Source organism: Pseudomonas sp. CAU 1711, assembly GCF_039888625.1.
GTDB lineage: Bacteria > Pseudomonadota > Gammaproteobacteria > Pseudomonadales > Pseudomonadaceae > Aquipseudomonas.
In genome coordinates this window covers 341,832-355,780 of sequence record NZ_JBDQQT010000001.1, presented here as the reverse complement: position 1 = coordinate 355,780, position 13,949 = coordinate 341,832, and the positions used below count along the sequence as shown (strand labels likewise).

The window sequence follows — 13,949 nt, the reverse complement described above, 5'->3', positions numbered from 1 at the left end:
CATGAACGGCAAACTGCGCACCTATCTATTCGGCACCCTGCTGGTGGCCCTGGTCGGCGCCCTCGGCTACTGGAACGTTCGCCCGGAAAGCTTTATGGAGAGGAAGCCCGCGACCACCGACAACGCCATCGATTTCTATGTGGTCGGCGCCCACACCCTGCAATTTCAGGAAGACGGCCAGCTGCACTACGAGATGACCGCCGAGAAGCTGGAGCACCTCAAGGCCAGCGACGCGACCCTGGTGGACAAGCCCGACCTGCAGCTCTACCGCGGCAGCCAGTACCCCTGGCATGTCCGCAGCGACAGGGGCGAAGTCGCCCCGCAAGGCAAGGAAGTCGAGCTGATCGACAACGTGCGCATCGCTCGCACCGATGCCAAGAACCGCCCTACCGTGATCACCAGCAGCCGAGTCACCGTATTCCCCGACGAGGAATATGCGCAGACCCAGCAAGCCGTTAGAATCGAGGCCGCCAATGGGGTGACCACGGCCCAGGGAATGAAAGCGTACATGAACGACGGCAAGATCCACTTGCTGTCCAAGGTAAGAGGCCAGCATGAGGTTCGTTAAAACCTTCCCCCTACTGCTCTGCCTGGGTGCCGCGCTCGGAAGCGCCAGCGCCTGGGCCCTGCCCAGCGACCGCGAGCAGCCGATCCGCGTTCAGGCCGACAGCGCCGAACTGGACGACAAGCAGGGCGTGGCCGTCTACCGCGGCGGCGTGGTGATCACCCAGGGCACCCTGAAGATCACCGGCGACACGGTGACCATCACCCAGGACGCCAACGGCGAGATCGAGGTCTTCACTTCGGTGGGCAAGCCCGCCTACTACGAGCAGAAGCCTGCCGAGGACAAGGAGGTGGTCAAGGCCTACGGCCTGACCATTCAGTACTTCGCCGCCAACGAGCGCATCGTACTGATCGACCAGGCCAAGGTGATCCAGCAGGGCAACGTCTTCGAAGGCGAGAAGATCGTCTACGACACCCAGCGCCAGATCGTCAACGCCGGCCGCGCCACGGGCAGCAACGTCTCGGTGCCGCGCCCGCGCATCGACATGATCCTGCAGCCGCGCAAGAAGAACGCCCAGCAAGAGCAGCAGCAGTAATGGCCACCCTCAAAGCCCAGCACCTGGCCAAGAGCTACAAGGGCCGCCAGGTGGTCCGCGATGTCAGCCTATCCATCGACAGCGGCCAGATCGTCGGCCTGCTCGGCCCCAACGGCGCCGGCAAGACCACCTGCTTCTACATGATCGTCGGCCTGGTCCAGGCCGATCAGGGCCGCGTGCTGATCGACAACCGCGACCTCAGCCACCAACCCATGCACGGACGTGCCCGCTCCGGCATCGGCTACCTGCCGCAGGAAGCCTCGATCTTCCGCAAGCTGTCGGTGACCGACAACATCATGGCCATCCTCGAGACCCGCAAGGACCTCGACCGCGCCGGCCGCGAGCAGGCTCTGGAAGCCCTGCTGCAGGAATTCCACATCAGCCATATCCGCGACAGCCTGGGCATGAGCCTGTCCGGCGGCGAGCGGCGCCGGGTGGAAATCGCCCGCGCCCTGGCCACCGAACCCAAGTTCATCCTGCTCGACGAACCCTTCGCCGGCGTCGACCCAATCTCGGTCGGCGACATCAAGCAGATCATCCACCACCTCAAGGCCAAGGGCATCGGCGTGCTGATCACCGATCACAACGTGCGCGAGACCCTGGACATCTGCGAGATCGCCTACATAGTCAACGATGGCCAGCTGATCGCCGAGGGCGACGCCGAGGCCATCCTGGCCAACCAGCTGGTCAAGGAAGTCTATCTGGGTCACGAATTCCGCCTGTGAGCAGCCCCGCCAGGGGCTTGCGCAAAGGACTGGAATCCTTCAAGGTCGGGCATATAATTTGCTTACTAGGGCGCCCCGGCGCCCTGCAGTGGATGGCGCCACGCGCCGGCAAGTGAACAAGGTACCCAGCCCCACACCATGAAACCGTCGCTAGTCCTCAAGATGGGCCAGCAGCTGACGATGACTCCGCAGCTGCAACAGGCCATCCGTCTACTCCAGCTCTCCACCCTGGACCTGCAACAGGAAATCCAGGAGGCCCTGGAATCCAACCCCATGCTCGAACGCCAGGAAGACGGCGAGGACTTCGACAACTCAGACCCCATGGCCGACGGCGCCGAGCAGAACACCCAGGCGCAGCAGGACAGCTCCAGCTTTCAGGACAGCACCGTCGCGGTAAACAACAGCGAGAGCGCCGAGGACGGCGAGTGGCACGACCGCATCCCCAGCGAACTGCCGGTCGACACCGCCTGGGAAGACGTCTACCAGACCAGCGCCAGCAGCCTGCCGAGCAACGACGACGACGAGTGGGACTTCACCACCCGCACCTCCGCCGGCGAGAGCCTGCAGAGCCACCTGCTGTGGCAGCTCAACCTGGTGCCGATGTCCGACAAGGACAAACTGATCGGCGTCACCCTCATCGACTGCATCAACGACCAGGGCTACCTGGAGGAGAGCATCGACGAGATAGTCGAGTCCTTCGACCCGGAACTGGAGGTCGAGGCCGACGAGGTCGAGGCCGTGCTGCACCGCCTGCAGCACTTCGAGCCGGCCGGCGTCGGCGCCCGCGACCTGCGCGAATGCCTGCTGCTGCAGCTGCGCCAGCTGCCGCCCGGCACGCCCTGGCTGGCCGAGGCCCAGCGCCTGGCCGGCGATCACCTCGATCTGCTCGGCGGCCGCGACTACGCCCAGCTGATGCGGCGCATGAAGCTCAAGGAGGACGAGCTCAAGCAGATCATCGAGCTGATCCAGAGTCTCAATCCGCGCCCGGGCTCGCAGATCGAGGCCAGCGAGCCGGAATACGTGGTGCCGGACGTCATAGTGCGCAAGCACAACGACCGCTGGCTGGTGGAGCTCAACCAGGAGGCGGTGCCGCGCCTGCGGGTCAATCCGCAGTACGCCGGCTTCGTGCGCCGCGCCGACTCCAGCGCCGACAACACCTTCATGCGTAACCAGCTGCAGGAGGCGCGCTGGTTCATCAAGAGCCTGCAGAGCCGCAACGAGACCCTGATGAAGGTCGCCACCCAGATAGTCGAGCACCAGCGCGGCTTCCTCGACTACGGCGACGAGGCCATGAAGCCGCTGGTCCTGCACGACATCGCCGAGGCGGTGGGCATGCACGAGTCGACCATCTCGCGGGTCACCACGCAGAAGTTCATGCACACCCCGCGCGGCATCTACGAACTGAAGTACTTCTTCTCCAGCCACGTCAGCACCGCCGAGGGCGGCGAATGCTCCTCCACCGCGATCCGCGCCATCATCAAGAAGCTGGTGGCCGCGGAAAACGCGAAAAAGCCGTTGAGCGACAGCAAGATCGCTGGTTTACTGGAGGCACAGGGCATTCAGGTAGCCCGCCGCACCGTCGCCAAGTACCGCGAATCCCTCGGCATAGCGCCGTCCAGCGAACGCAAGCGACTGATGTAAGCGGCCCTGAGGGGGAGACTTCTGCACCACAGCATCGAGCGCCGGATACCCTGTCGGGGGAACCACGGCCCGCAGTGCACAGCCCTCCCAGCCAACGTGTTACGGCGGCAGGCCCGATAGCCTGTCTCTTACACAAGGCAACAAGGAGATGCGTTATGCAAGTCAACATCAGTGGACATCAACTGGATGTGACCGACGCCCTGCGCGACTATGTCGGTGAAAAACTCAGCCGACTGGAGCGCCACTTCGACAGAATCACCAATGTGCAGGTCATCATGGAGGTCGAGAAGCTCAAGCAGAAGATCGAAGCCACCCTGCACATCGCCGGCGGTGAAGTGGTCGCCAACGCCGAACACGAAGACATGTACGCCGCCATCGACCTGCTGGCCGACAAACTCGACCGTCAACTGATCAAGCACAAGGAAAAGCAGCTGAACCGCCTGCAAGGCGCCACGGCTCGCTGACACCCCCCACCCCATGATTCGACTCGAAACCATTCTGACTCCCGCGCGTTCCCTGGTGAACGTGCCGGGAGGCAGCAAAAAACGCGTACTCGAACAGATCGCCAACCTGGTCGCCCGCGATCTTCCCGATCTGGACGGCCAGGACATCTTCGAAAACCTGATCGCCCGCGAGAAGCTCGGTTCCACCGGCTTCGGCAACGGCATCGCCATTCCCCACTGCCGCCTGCCCGGCTGCCAGGCGCCGATCAGCGCCGTGCTGCACCTGGACACCGCCGTGGACTTCGACGCCATCGACGGCGCCCCGGTGGACCTGCTGTTCGTCCTGCTGGTGCCGGAGGCGGCCACCGACGAACACCTGGAGCTGCTGCGGCAGATCGCCAGCATGCTCGACCGCACCGAGGTGCGCGAACGCCTGCGCCAGGCCCAGAGCAACGAGAGCCTGTACCAGGTCGTGGTCGACGTGCAGAGCGGGCACTGAGCCCAGGGGTCCCAGCCATGCGCCTGATCATCGTCAGCGGCCGCTCCGGCTCGGGTAAGAGCACCGCCCTCGACGTGCTGGAAGACAACGGCTTCTACTGCATCGACAACCTGCCGGCCAGCCTGCTGCCGGACCTGGCCGAACGCGCCCTGCTGCAGACCGAGCTGCTGCATCCGCAGGTCGCCGTGTCGGTGGACGCGCGCAACCTGCCCAGCCAGCTGCAGCGCTTCCCCGAACTGCTGGCCGAGGTGCGGGGCCGCCATATCCAGTGCGACGTGCTGTTCCTCGACGCCGACGAGGAAACCCTGCTCAAGCGCTTCTCCGAGACCCGCCGGCGCCACCCGCTGACCAACGAGAACCGCTCGCTGGCCGAGGCCATCCGCGACGAGGCCGCGCTGCTGGCGCCGATAGTCGACCTGTGCGATCTGAAGATCGACACCACCCATCTCAACCTCTACCAGCTGCGCGACAGCCTCAAGCTGCGCCTGCTCAACCAGCCGGCACCGGGCACCGCCTTCCTGGTCGAGTCCTTCGGCTTCAAGCGCGGCATGCCGGTCGACGCCGACCTGGTGTTCGACGTGCGCTGCCTGCCCAACCCCTACTGGAAGCCGGACCTGCGCGACATGTCCGGCCTGGAGGCGCCGGTGGCCAACTACCTGGCGGCGCAGCCGGACGTGGAGGAGATGTACCAGGACATCCTCGGCTACCTGAACAAATGGCTGCCGCGCTTCGCCGCCAGCAACCGTTCCTACGTGACCATCGCCATCGGCTGCACCGGCGGACACCACCGCTCGGTGTATCTGGCCAATCGCCTGGGCCAGGCCCTCAAACCCGTATTGAAGAACGTCCAGGTGCGCCACCGCGACCTCGGCTAAGGACCGCAATGCCCTCCCGCGAGATCACCATCAGCAACAAGCTCGGCCTGCACGCCCGCGCCGCCGCCAAGTTCGTCGGCGTGGCCAACGGTTTCCCCTGCCAGGTGCGGGTCGGCCGCTCGGCCGAGAGCACGGTGGACGGCAAGAGCATCATGGCGGTGATGATGCTGGCCGCCGGCAAGGGCACCAGCCTGCACCTGTTCAGCGAGGGCGAACAAGCGGACGAGGCGCTGGCGGCCCTGGTCGAGCTGATCGACAACAAGTTCGACGAGGGCGAATAAGCGGAAGCTGCAAGCTGCAAGCTGCAAGCTGCAAGCTGCAAGCTGCAAGCTGCAAGCGAATCAGCATACGCCCCATCCCGCGACCCGCTGATACTTGCAGCTTATGGCTTGTAGCTTGCCGCTGCCGCCCTAGCTGCCGGCCACCGTCATGCGCTCGATCAGCACCGAGCCGCTGCGGATATTGCCGCGCAGCTCTAGGTCGCTGCCCACCGCGACTATCTGGCGGAACATGTCCCTGAGGTTGCCGGCGATGGTGACCTCCTGCACGGGGAACTGGATCTCGCCGTTTTCCACCCAGAAGCCGGCGGCGCCGCGCGAATAATCGCCGGTGACCAGGTTGAGCCCCTGACCCATCAGCTCGGTGACCAGCAGGCCCCGGCCCATGCGGCGGATCAGCGCCTGGCGATCCTCGTCGCCGTGGCTGACGAACAGGTTGTGCACCCCGCCGGCGTTGGCGGTGCTGGGCAGGCCCAGCTTGCGCCCGGAATAGCTGCCGAGGATGTAGGACACCAGCTCGCCACCGGCGACGAAAGGCTTGGCCCGGGTGGCCAGGCCGTCGCCATCGAAGGCGGCACTGCCCATGGCGCGCGGGATGTGCGGGCGCTCGTCGAGGGTCAGCCACTCGGGGAACAGGCGCTGGCCCAGCGCGCCCTCGAGGAACGAGGAGTGGCGATACAGGTTGCCGCCGGAAATCGCCGCGAGGAAATGGCCGAACAACCCGGTGGCCAGCTCCGCGGCGAACAGCACCGGCACCTCGCAGGTCGCCACCGGCCGGGCGCCCAGGCGCGCCACCGTGCGTTCGGCGGCCAGGCGGCCGATCAGCGCCGGCTCGGCCAGCAGCTCGCCCTGGCGATTGACGTCGTACCAGTAGTCGCGCTGCATCTGCCCGGCGTTCTCGGCGATCATCACGCAGCTCAGGCTGTGCCGGCTGCTGGCGTAACCGCCGACGAAACCGTGGCTATTGCCGTAGACCCGGCAGCCCTGGTGGGTGCTGAGGCTGGTGCCGTCGGCGTTGCTGATCCGCTGGTCGCTGGCGAAGGCCGCGGCCTCGCAGGCCAGCGCACGCTCCAGCGCCTGTTCCGGGGTGATGCTCCAGGGATGGAACAGATCCAGCTCGGGCAACTCGCGGGCCATCAGCTCGGCGTCGGCGAGGCCGGCGCAGTCGTCCTCGGAGGCATGCCTGGCAATCGCCAGGGCCGCCGCCACCGTTTCGCGTATCGCCGCCTCGCCGCTCGCCGAGGTGCTGGCCGAACCCTTGCGCTGGCCGACATACAGGGTGATACCGAAGCCCTGGTCGCGGTTGAACTCCACCGTCTCGACCTCGCCCTGGCGCACCGTGGTCGACAGCCCCTGCTCCACGGAAACCGCCACCTCGCAGGCGCTGGCGCCCTGGCGTTTGGCCTCGGCGAGAATTCGTTCGACTTGCTCCTGCAGGACCGGCAACGCCTGCGGTCCGACTGTTTCCACTGCACTCATGTTCGACTCCATCGGCGGGAGGCGGCCATTCGGGACAGGCCTCCCCTGACTGGTTATCATGGCGGCGTTTCCATCCGGACCGCCCCCATGGCTGATTCTTACGACGACGACTTCTCCGGCGAGAAGAGCAAGACCCAGATCAAGCGCGAGCTGCATGCCCTGCAGGACCTGGGCGCGCGCCTGACCACCCTCAAGCCCGAGCTGATCGCCAAGCTGCCGCTGACCGACGGCCTGCGCAAGGCCCTGGCCGAAGCGCCGAAACACACCGCCAATGCGGCCAAGAAGCGCCACATCCAGTTCATCGGCAAGCTCATGCGCGACCAGGACATCGAGGCGATCACCTCACTGCTCGACCAGGTCGACAGTTCCACCCGCGAATACAACGAGCGCTTCCACAATCTGGAACGCTGGCGCGATCGCCTGATCGCCGGCGACGACAGCACCCTGGAGAGCTTCGTCGCCGACTACCCGGAGACCGACCGCCAGCACCTGCGCGGCCTGATCCGCCATGCCCAGCACGAGGCGGCGCGGAACAAACCGCCGAGCGCCGCGCGCAAAATCTTCAAATACCTCCGCGATCTCGACGAGATCCAGCGCGGCCTGCGTTAAAGCAGCGACTAGCTGCGAGCCTCAAGCCGCAAGTGAGAGCGGCTTTTCCTTGAGGCTTGCGGCTTGAAGCTTGCTACTGCCTTTAGGCGCCTGTGCCTCCCACGGTGATGGCATCGATCTTCAGGGTCGGCTGGCCGACGCCCACCGGCACCGACTGGCCGTCCTTGCCACAGGTACCCACGCCGCTGTCCAGGGCCAGGTCGTTGCCGACCATGGACACCCGGCTCATGGCCTCCGGACCGTTGCCGATCAGGGTCGCGCCCTTGACCGGCGCGGTGATGCGGCCGTCCTCGATCAGGTAGGCCTCGCTGGTGGAAAACACGAACTTGCCGCTGGTGATGTCCACCTGGCCGCCGCCCAGGTTGGCGCAGTAGATGCCGCGCTTCACCGAACGGATGATCTCCTCCGGCTCGCTCTGCCCGGCCAGCATGTAGGTATTGGTCATGCGCGGCATCGGCAGGTGCGAGTAGGACTCGCGGCGACCGTTGCCGGTCGGCGCGGCGCCCATCAGGCGTGCGTTCAGCTTGTCCTGCATATAGCCCTTGAGCACGCCGTTCTCGATCAGCGTGGTGCACTGGCTCGGCGTGCCCTCGTCGTCCAGGCTCAGCGAGCCGCGACGGCCGGCCAGGGTGCCGTCGTCGACTATGGTGCACAGGCTCGATGCCACCTTCTGCCCTATCTTGCCGCTGTAGGCCGAGCTGCCCTTGCGGTTGAAGTCGCCCTCCAGGCCATGGCCGACCGCCTCGTGCAGCAGCACGCCGGACCAGCCGGCGCCCATCACCACCGGCAGGGTGCCGGCCGGCGCGGGGATCGCCTCCAGGTTGACCAGCGCCTGGCGCAGCGCCTCGCGGGCGTAGCCCATGGCACGTTCGTCGCCGCTGCCGTCGCGCTCGAGGAAGTAGCGGTAGTCGGTGCGCCCGCCGCCACCGTGGCCGCCACGCTCGCGACGGCCGTTATGCTCGACGATGACGCTGACGTTGAAGCGCACCAGCGGGCGGATATCGGCGCCCAGGCTGCCGTCGCTGGCGGCCACCAGCACATGGTCCCAGACCCCGGCCAGGCTCACCGTGACCTGCTTGATGCGCGGGTCGAGGCTGCGGGTGGCGCGGTCGATGCGTTTGAGCAGCTCGACCTTCTCGGCACGCTGCAGCACCTCCAGCGGGTTGTCCTGGGCATAGAGCGCGGTCACCGCCGGGCTGGCGAAGGCCTGCACCCGCCCCTGCTGGCCGGCCCGGGCGATGGAGCGGGCGGCACGCGCCGCCTGGCCGAGGGCCTCGGCATGGATGGCGTTGCTGTAGGCGAAGCCGGTCTTATCAAGAGACTGGGCGCGCACGCCGACGCCCTGGTCGAGGTTGAAGCTGCCTTCCTTGACGATGCCGTCCTCCAGCACCCAGGACTCGCTGACCTGGCTCTGGAAGTACAGATCGGCGGCGTCGATGCCGGGGCCGGCCAGGTCGCCGAGAATCGCCGGCAACTGCTCGATGGAAAGATTGCCGGGGCTCAACAGGAGGCCGCCGACGCGGCCGAGGATATCGCTCATAACTACTCCGTGGGCGCCGGACCGGGACGATCCGCCGCGATGAATCTTCTGTGGCGCGCCACCGGCATGCGCTGGCGGACGAGCGCCTGCTCGGCGGCGTCGCGGCCGGCCAGCAGCACGGCCTCGCCGCCGGGTTGCTCGGCCAGCACCCGCCCCCAGGGATCGATGATCGCCGAGTGGCCGAAGGTCTGCCGCCCACCCGGGTGGCTGCCGCCCTGCCCCGCCGCCAGCAGGTAGCACTGGGTCTCGATGGCGCGGGCGCGGGTCAGCACCTGCCAGTGGGCGGCGCCGGTCACGGCGGTGAAGGCCGCCGGCGCGCTGATCAGCTCGGCGCCGGCCTCGCGCAGCCGGGTGTACAGCTCGGGGAAGCGCAGGTCGTAGCACACCGTCAGGCCCAGGCGACCGACCGGGGTGTCGGCCACCACCACGCGCTCGCCGAAGGCGTAGTCGTCCGACTCGCGGTAGCGCCCGCGGGCGTCGCTCACATCGACGTCGAACAGGTGCAGCTTGTCGTAGCGCGCCACCCGCTCGCCGCGCTCGTCGACCAGCAGGGAGCAGGCATGGGCGCGCGCCTCGGGCCGCTCGTCCGGCGGCAGGGGAATGGTACCGGCGACTATCCATAGGCGCAGGTCGCGCGCGGCCTGGCGCAGCCAGGGCAGGATCGGGCCGCTGCCTGCGGCTTCCGCGCGACCGAGGGCGGCCAGGTCGCGGCGGCCCATGGCGGCGAAGTTCTCCGGCAGCACGGCCAGTCGCGCGCCGCCCTCGGCGGCCTGCTGCAGCAGGCGGCGGGCGGCGGCGAGGTTGGCCAGGACATCGTCCTGGCTGACCATCTGGATTACGGCGAGCGACATGGATGCTTCCGTCCGGTTGATGCCTGCATGCTACCGCAACTCGGAGGGCGTGAAAAAATCCAAGGCCGCAGCAGAGGGGAGGCTTCACTCAACGCGGCTTCTCGAACGGCTTGTCGAAGCTGATCTTGGGGTTCTGCCAGGGGCCCTTGACCTTGTACTGCACGCTGGCGAAGCGGGCCACCCTGTCGCCCAGCAGCTTGTCGGCGATGAACAGCGCGCCGCCGATGGCCGGCGCGCCGACGATCAGCGCCGCCAGCGGCAGGTTGTTGGTCACCGGCAGAGTCACCAGCAGCTTGGCGTCGATGCGGTCGTTGGCCAGGTCGAGCTCGCCGTTCAGCTCCAGGGTACTGGAGGGGCCCACCACGCGTAGCGGCTCGCGGGTATCGAACACGCCGCTCTGGCCGGCCAGCAGGGCCTTGGTGGTGTCGTAGCTGAAGCCCTTGCCGAGCAGGTCGGAGAAGTCCAGGCGCAGGCGACGGTTGATCGAATCGAAGTTGAGCAGGCCGAATACCCGCAGCGCCGAAGCCGAGCCCTGCACCTCGACGAACTGGCCCTTGCGCAGACTGGCGTCGAGAGTACCGGTGAAGCGCTTGAGGCTGAGCCAGGCCGGCGATCCCGGCCAGTTGCCGTCGACATCCAGGCGAAAACGCTCGCTGGTGGCGCTGGGCGCATAGCCCCAGGCGCTCAGTACGTCGGCCAGGTTGTCGCCCTTCAGGCGGCCCTTGTACCAACTTCTGCTGCTGCCCGGCGCCCCTTCCCAGCCGGCCTCGCCGCCGACCCGCAGGCCCTTGAGATCGAGGGAAATATCGCTGAAACGCAGCCCCTGGGGGGTCGGCCGCGCCTTCAGCGACCAGGCGCCGATCAGCGCGTCGCCCTGCATGACCCTGGCGATATGCACATCCAGCGCCGGGATCTGTCGCGGGTCGACGTCGGCCAGCGCATCGGGACCGTCCTCCTGCGCCGCGCCGGGCGGCTTCGCCGGGGGAAAGCTCAGGCGCTGCAGGTCGAGGGCGATGGGCGCCCCCTGGACATCGGGCAGGCTCACGCGGCCCTCCAGCGGCTGGCTCTGCACATCCAGCTGCCAGGCGGACTCGGCCCGGGTCAGGCGCACCCGCAGGTCGTCGGCCTGGGCGCCGAAGCCGCTAAACCGACCTATCTCCAGCTCGGCATCGCGCAGCAGCTGCAACTGCTGGGCATCGCCGGCAACACCGGCGAACTTGGCCTGCGCTTGCTGCCAGGCGGCCCAGTCCAGTTCGGCGAGTCGCCCGCGCAGGCGCAGCCCCCTGTCGGTCGGCAAGCGCGCCGGCGTGCCGCCCAGGCGCAGCTCGCCGCGCCCGGCCAGCGCCTGTCCCGGGGGAGCGGCGAAGTCCAGGCTGGCCAGTTGGCCATGCTCCAGCCAGTAGCGCCGCTCCTGGCCCTGCAGGGTCATGCGCCAGACGCTCGGCCGGGCCTCGTCGGCCGGCTTGGCGAAAGGCGCCGGCAGCTCGATGGCCAGCCCCTTCAGGTCGGAGTCGATACGCAACTGGCTGTCGGCGCCCTCCAGGGTCAGGCGCAGGTCGTAGGGCAGCGTGCCGCTCAGCGGCAGGGGCCGGGTCACGCCCAGCCACTGGGTCAGGTTGGCCAGCGGGATACGCCCGCCGGCCTCGATGCGGGTACGCGCATTGCCGCGCGCGCCCTCGGCCAGGGCCCGCCCGCGCACGGCATGGCCGAGGGCCTGGGCACGGATATCCGGCGCGCTGAGGCCGCTGGCGCTGTTGAAGCGGAAGGCGCCCTTGAGCTGAGTCAGGGTCAGGTCGGGATTGACCAGCTTGAGGGTCGCGCCCTCGGTGGCGAAGTCCACCTGCACCTGCGGCGGCTCCTGGGCCAGGGGAATGTCCAGCTTGAGCTGGCCGGCCAGCGGCCCCTGTCCCTGCCAGCCGGCGAAGGTCTCGGCGGTGCCGATGGGCGCTTCCTGGAGGATCTTCAGGGCGTCGGTCAGGCTGCTTTCCAGCTGCCCGCTCAGCGCCAGGCGCGGCGGCTGAGCGTTGGCCGGCTTCGGCACGCTGGCCAGCACGTCATGCAGGCGGCTGTCGAGGATGCGCCCCTGCGGCACCCGCACATCGACCCCATCGTCCTCGATCAACACCTCGCCGTGCGCCTCGCGCAGTTCCGGCCAGCCCGGCTGGAACGCCAGCACGGCATCCCTGACCCGGAAATACAGGCCGATGCTGCGCGCGGCGTCCTCGGCACCCTTGGCCAGCGAGCCCTGGTACTGGAACCAGCCGTCGTCGATATGGGCGCCGCGAATCGCCGTCTGCAGCCATTCGGCCAGCGCCGGGCTGAGGCCGGGCGAGCGGGTCGGCAGGTACTTCTTGGCCTGCAGCGCGTCGCCGTCGCGCAGGCCGACACGCAGGTCCATGTAGTCCTCCTGCTCCGGATCGCTGCGCAGGCGCACCAGGAAGTCGCCGGCGATGCGCCCCTCGTCGCCCACCACCCGCAGGTAGGGGCTGCGCAGGGTCAGCCCCTGTTCGTCCAGCGCCCACAGCAGGCGCGCGCCGGCGCTGCGGTAGCGCCACATCTCGGGAAACAGGTTGGGGAAGTGCAGGCCGAAGTTCTCGCTGTCGACCAGCGCCTCGCCGCCCGCCAGGTCGCCGCTGATGCTGCCGCTGGCGTTCTCCACGGCCGGCACGCCCTGCCAGGCGCCGATGCCGACCCGAGTCAGGTTGGCGGAAAACTGCACACGCCCGGGATCGTCCTGCAGCGGCCGATAATCCAGCCGAACATTGCTCAGCGCGCCGCGCGGGTGCAAGGCCGCCAGCGCCTGCGCCGCCGGCTCCGGTAGCGGCGCCAGGGCCTGCACCACCGGCGTCAGCGGGGTCAGATCGAGGTTGTCGGCGCTCAGCTGCCAGCTCTCCACCCGGCCATCGGCGGCGCGACGCTGACGCAGCGCCAGCTGCGCCTCGCCCCAGCGGCTCTCGCCCAGGCTCATGGCCAGGCCGTCGACCAGCAGGTCGAAGCCATCGGCGCGCCCCTCGAGGTAAGCGCTCAGGCCGAGGTCGCCGATCCGCACCGCCTTGCGCCCTTCATGCGCGGCGCGAATCTCCGGGGCATGCAGGCGCACGGCGGCGCGCTGTACGCGCCCCGCGCTCCAGTCCAGCCAGAGTTCGCCGCCGGCCTGGGCCTTGTCCAGCTTCCAGGCCCCGCTCAGCGCCGGCGGCAACCAGGTCGCCCAGTCGCTCTGCGGCAGGCTGAGATAGGCCTCGGCCTGGCTGTCGCGCCAGTCCGCGGCAGCCAGGCGCACGCGCAGGTTGAAGGCCAGCGGCTGACCGTCGGGCAGGCGCAGGCGGCCGTCGAGGCGCTGGCGCACTCGGCCGCTGCGCAGGGTCAGGTCGATATAGGTGAGGCTGAGCGGCTCGCGCCCCTGCGGCTCGAAGGTCAGCTGGCTGCCGAACAGCGAGACCCTGCCGACCATCGCCAGCGCCTCGTGCAGGCGGGCGGGATCGACGGGCGTCGCCGACTCGCGTCGTGGCAGGCCCTCCACCGCCCAGCGGCCGTCCTCGCCCTGGCGCAGGCTGAGCTGCAGCCCCTCGACCTGCAGGTTGGCCAGGCGCGCCTGCCCCGCCAGCAGACTGCCCAGCACGTCCGGCACCACTCGCACCTGATCCAGGCGCAGGGCGCTGGCGCCTTCGCCGAGCAGCACGTCGTGGGCGGTCAGCACCGGGTCGAAACCGCTCCAGCCCCCCTCCAGGCTGCCGATGGTCAATGGCAGGCCGAGCAGCGTGCGCGCCTCGCGCTCGACCTCGTCGCGGTACTCGGCCACCAGCGGGGTCAGCTCGCGGCCCAGGCTGACATAGAACGCGGCCAGCACCAGGGCCAGCGCACAGCCCCCCAGGGCGAGGCGCAGCAGACGCATCAGCAGGCTCATTCAGT

Annotated in this window: 13 protein-coding genes; 9 read left to right on the top strand and 4 right to left on the bottom strand. The window is 68.3% G+C overall.

The features are described 5' to 3' along the window. Window position 1: 1 nt before the first annotated feature. The 8 genes from lptC (at window position 2) to AAFN46_RS01500 (ending at window position 5,564) form a co-directional block, all read left to right on the top strand. Window positions 2-568 (top strand): LPS export ABC transporter periplasmic protein LptC, encoded by a 567-nt coding sequence (lptC, locus tag AAFN46_RS01535; RefSeq protein WP_347806920.1) that lies wholly within the window; start codon window positions 2-4, stop codon window positions 566-568. After that, window positions 555-1,100, top strand: coding sequence for a lipopolysaccharide transport periplasmic protein LptA (gene lptA, locus AAFN46_RS01530; protein WP_347806919.1), 546 nt, complete (start codon window positions 555-557; stop codon window positions 1,098-1,100). Before lptC ends, lptA begins: the two co-directional genes overlap by 14 nt. Next, the gene (gene lptB, locus AAFN46_RS01525) at window positions 1,100-1,825 is read left to right on the top strand and encodes an LPS export ABC transporter ATP-binding protein (RefSeq protein ID WP_347806918.1); all 726 of its coding nucleotides are present in this window, start codon (window positions 1,100-1,102) and stop codon (window positions 1,823-1,825) included. Before lptA ends, lptB begins: the two co-directional genes overlap by 1 nt. Window positions 1,826-1,963: 138 nt before the next feature. Then, complete coding sequence (locus AAFN46_RS01520; RefSeq protein ID WP_347806917.1) at window positions 1,964-3,466, top strand: RNA polymerase factor sigma-54; 1,503 nt, start codon at window positions 1,964-1,966, stop codon at window positions 3,464-3,466. Window positions 3,467-3,621: 155 nt separating this feature from the next. Beyond that, on the top strand, window positions 3,622-3,930 hold the full coding sequence (gene raiA, locus AAFN46_RS01515; RefSeq protein WP_347806916.1) for a ribosome-associated translation inhibitor RaiA: 309 nt from the start codon (window positions 3,622-3,624) through the stop codon (window positions 3,928-3,930). A 13-nt stretch (window positions 3,931-3,943) separates the two neighbouring features. Further along, on the top strand, window positions 3,944-4,408 hold the full coding sequence (gene ptsN, locus AAFN46_RS01510; protein ID WP_347806915.1) for a PTS IIA-like nitrogen regulatory protein PtsN: 465 nt from the start codon (window positions 3,944-3,946) through the stop codon (window positions 4,406-4,408). A 17-nt stretch (window positions 4,409-4,425) separates the two neighbouring features. After that, window positions 4,426-5,283 (top strand): RNase adapter RapZ, encoded by an 858-nt coding sequence (gene rapZ, locus AAFN46_RS01505; protein ID WP_347806914.1) that lies wholly within the window; start codon window positions 4,426-4,428, stop codon window positions 5,281-5,283. Window positions 5,284-5,291: 8 nt separating this feature from the next. Beyond that, entirely contained in the window at window positions 5,292-5,564 is a 273-nt protein-coding gene (locus AAFN46_RS01500; RefSeq protein ID WP_347806913.1) for an HPr family phosphocarrier protein, read from the top strand. A 129-nt stretch (window positions 5,565-5,693) separates the two neighbouring features. Here the strand turns inward: AAFN46_RS01500 and pmbA are convergent, their stop codons facing one another. Further along, window positions 5,694-7,040: a metalloprotease PmbA gene (pmbA, locus tag AAFN46_RS01495; protein WP_347806912.1), complete on the bottom strand. Its 1,347-nt coding sequence runs from the start codon at window positions 7,038-7,040 to the stop codon at window positions 5,694-5,696. 87 nt (window positions 7,041-7,127) lie between these two features. Between pmbA and yjgA the strand changes: the two genes are divergently transcribed. After that, entirely contained in the window at window positions 7,128-7,649 is a 522-nt protein-coding gene (yjgA, locus tag AAFN46_RS01490) for a ribosome biogenesis factor YjgA (RefSeq protein WP_347806911.1), read from the top strand. Window positions 7,650-7,731: 82 nt separating this feature from the next. Here yjgA and tldD read toward each other — a convergent pair whose 3' ends face one another. The 3 genes from tldD to AAFN46_RS01475 form a co-directional block, all read right to left on the bottom strand. Further along, window positions 7,732-9,189, bottom strand: a complete 1,458-nt coding sequence (tldD, locus tag AAFN46_RS01485; protein ID WP_347806910.1) for a metalloprotease TldD — start codon at window positions 9,187-9,189, stop codon at window positions 7,732-7,734. Between the two features lie 2 nt (window positions 9,190-9,191). Next, the gene (locus tag AAFN46_RS01480; RefSeq protein ID WP_347806909.1) at window positions 9,192-10,040 is read right to left on the bottom strand and encodes a carbon-nitrogen hydrolase family protein; all 849 of its coding nucleotides are present in this window, start codon (window positions 10,038-10,040) and stop codon (window positions 9,192-9,194) included. Between the two features lie 88 nt (window positions 10,041-10,128). Beyond that, entirely contained in the window at window positions 10,129-13,944 is a 3,816-nt protein-coding gene (locus AAFN46_RS01475) for a YhdP family protein (protein WP_347806908.1), read from the bottom strand. Window positions 13,945-13,949: the final 5 nt, after the last annotated feature.

Excerpts from the sequence above, each read along its gene's own strand:
- lptC (WP_347806920.1), top strand. The coding sequence starts at position 2 with ATGAACGGCAAACTGCGCACCTATCTATTCGGCACCCTGCTGGTGGCC.
- lptA (WP_347806919.1), top strand. The coding sequence starts at position 555 with ATGAGGTTCGTTAAAACCTTCCCCCTACTGCTCTGCCTGGGTGCCGCG.
- lptB (WP_347806918.1), top strand. The coding sequence starts at position 1,100 with ATGGCCACCCTCAAAGCCCAGCACCTGGCCAAGAGCTACAAGGGCCGC.
- AAFN46_RS01520 (WP_347806917.1), top strand. The coding sequence starts at position 1,964 with ATGAAACCGTCGCTAGTCCTCAAGATGGGCCAGCAGCTGACGATGACT.
- raiA (WP_347806916.1), top strand. The coding sequence starts at position 3,622 with ATGCAAGTCAACATCAGTGGACATCAACTGGATGTGACCGACGCCCTG.
- ptsN (WP_347806915.1), top strand. The coding sequence starts at position 3,944 with ATGATTCGACTCGAAACCATTCTGACTCCCGCGCGTTCCCTGGTGAAC.
- rapZ (WP_347806914.1), top strand. The coding sequence starts at position 4,426 with ATGCGCCTGATCATCGTCAGCGGCCGCTCCGGCTCGGGTAAGAGCACC.
- AAFN46_RS01500 (WP_347806913.1), top strand. The coding sequence starts at position 5,292 with ATGCCCTCCCGCGAGATCACCATCAGCAACAAGCTCGGCCTGCACGCC.
- pmbA (WP_347806912.1), bottom strand. The coding sequence starts at position 7,040 with ATGAGTGCAGTGGAAACAGTCGGACCGCAGGCGTTGCCGGTCCTGCAG.
- yjgA (WP_347806911.1), top strand. The coding sequence starts at position 7,128 with ATGGCTGATTCTTACGACGACGACTTCTCCGGCGAGAAGAGCAAGACC.
- tldD (WP_347806910.1), bottom strand. The coding sequence starts at position 9,189 with ATGAGCGATATCCTCGGCCGCGTCGGCGGCCTCCTGTTGAGCCCCGGC.
- AAFN46_RS01480 (WP_347806909.1), bottom strand. The coding sequence starts at position 10,040 with ATGTCGCTCGCCGTAATCCAGATGGTCAGCCAGGACGATGTCCTGGCC.
- AAFN46_RS01475 (WP_347806908.1), bottom strand. The coding sequence starts at position 13,944 with ATGAGCCTGCTGATGCGTCTGCTGCGCCTCGCCCTGGGGGGCTGTGCG.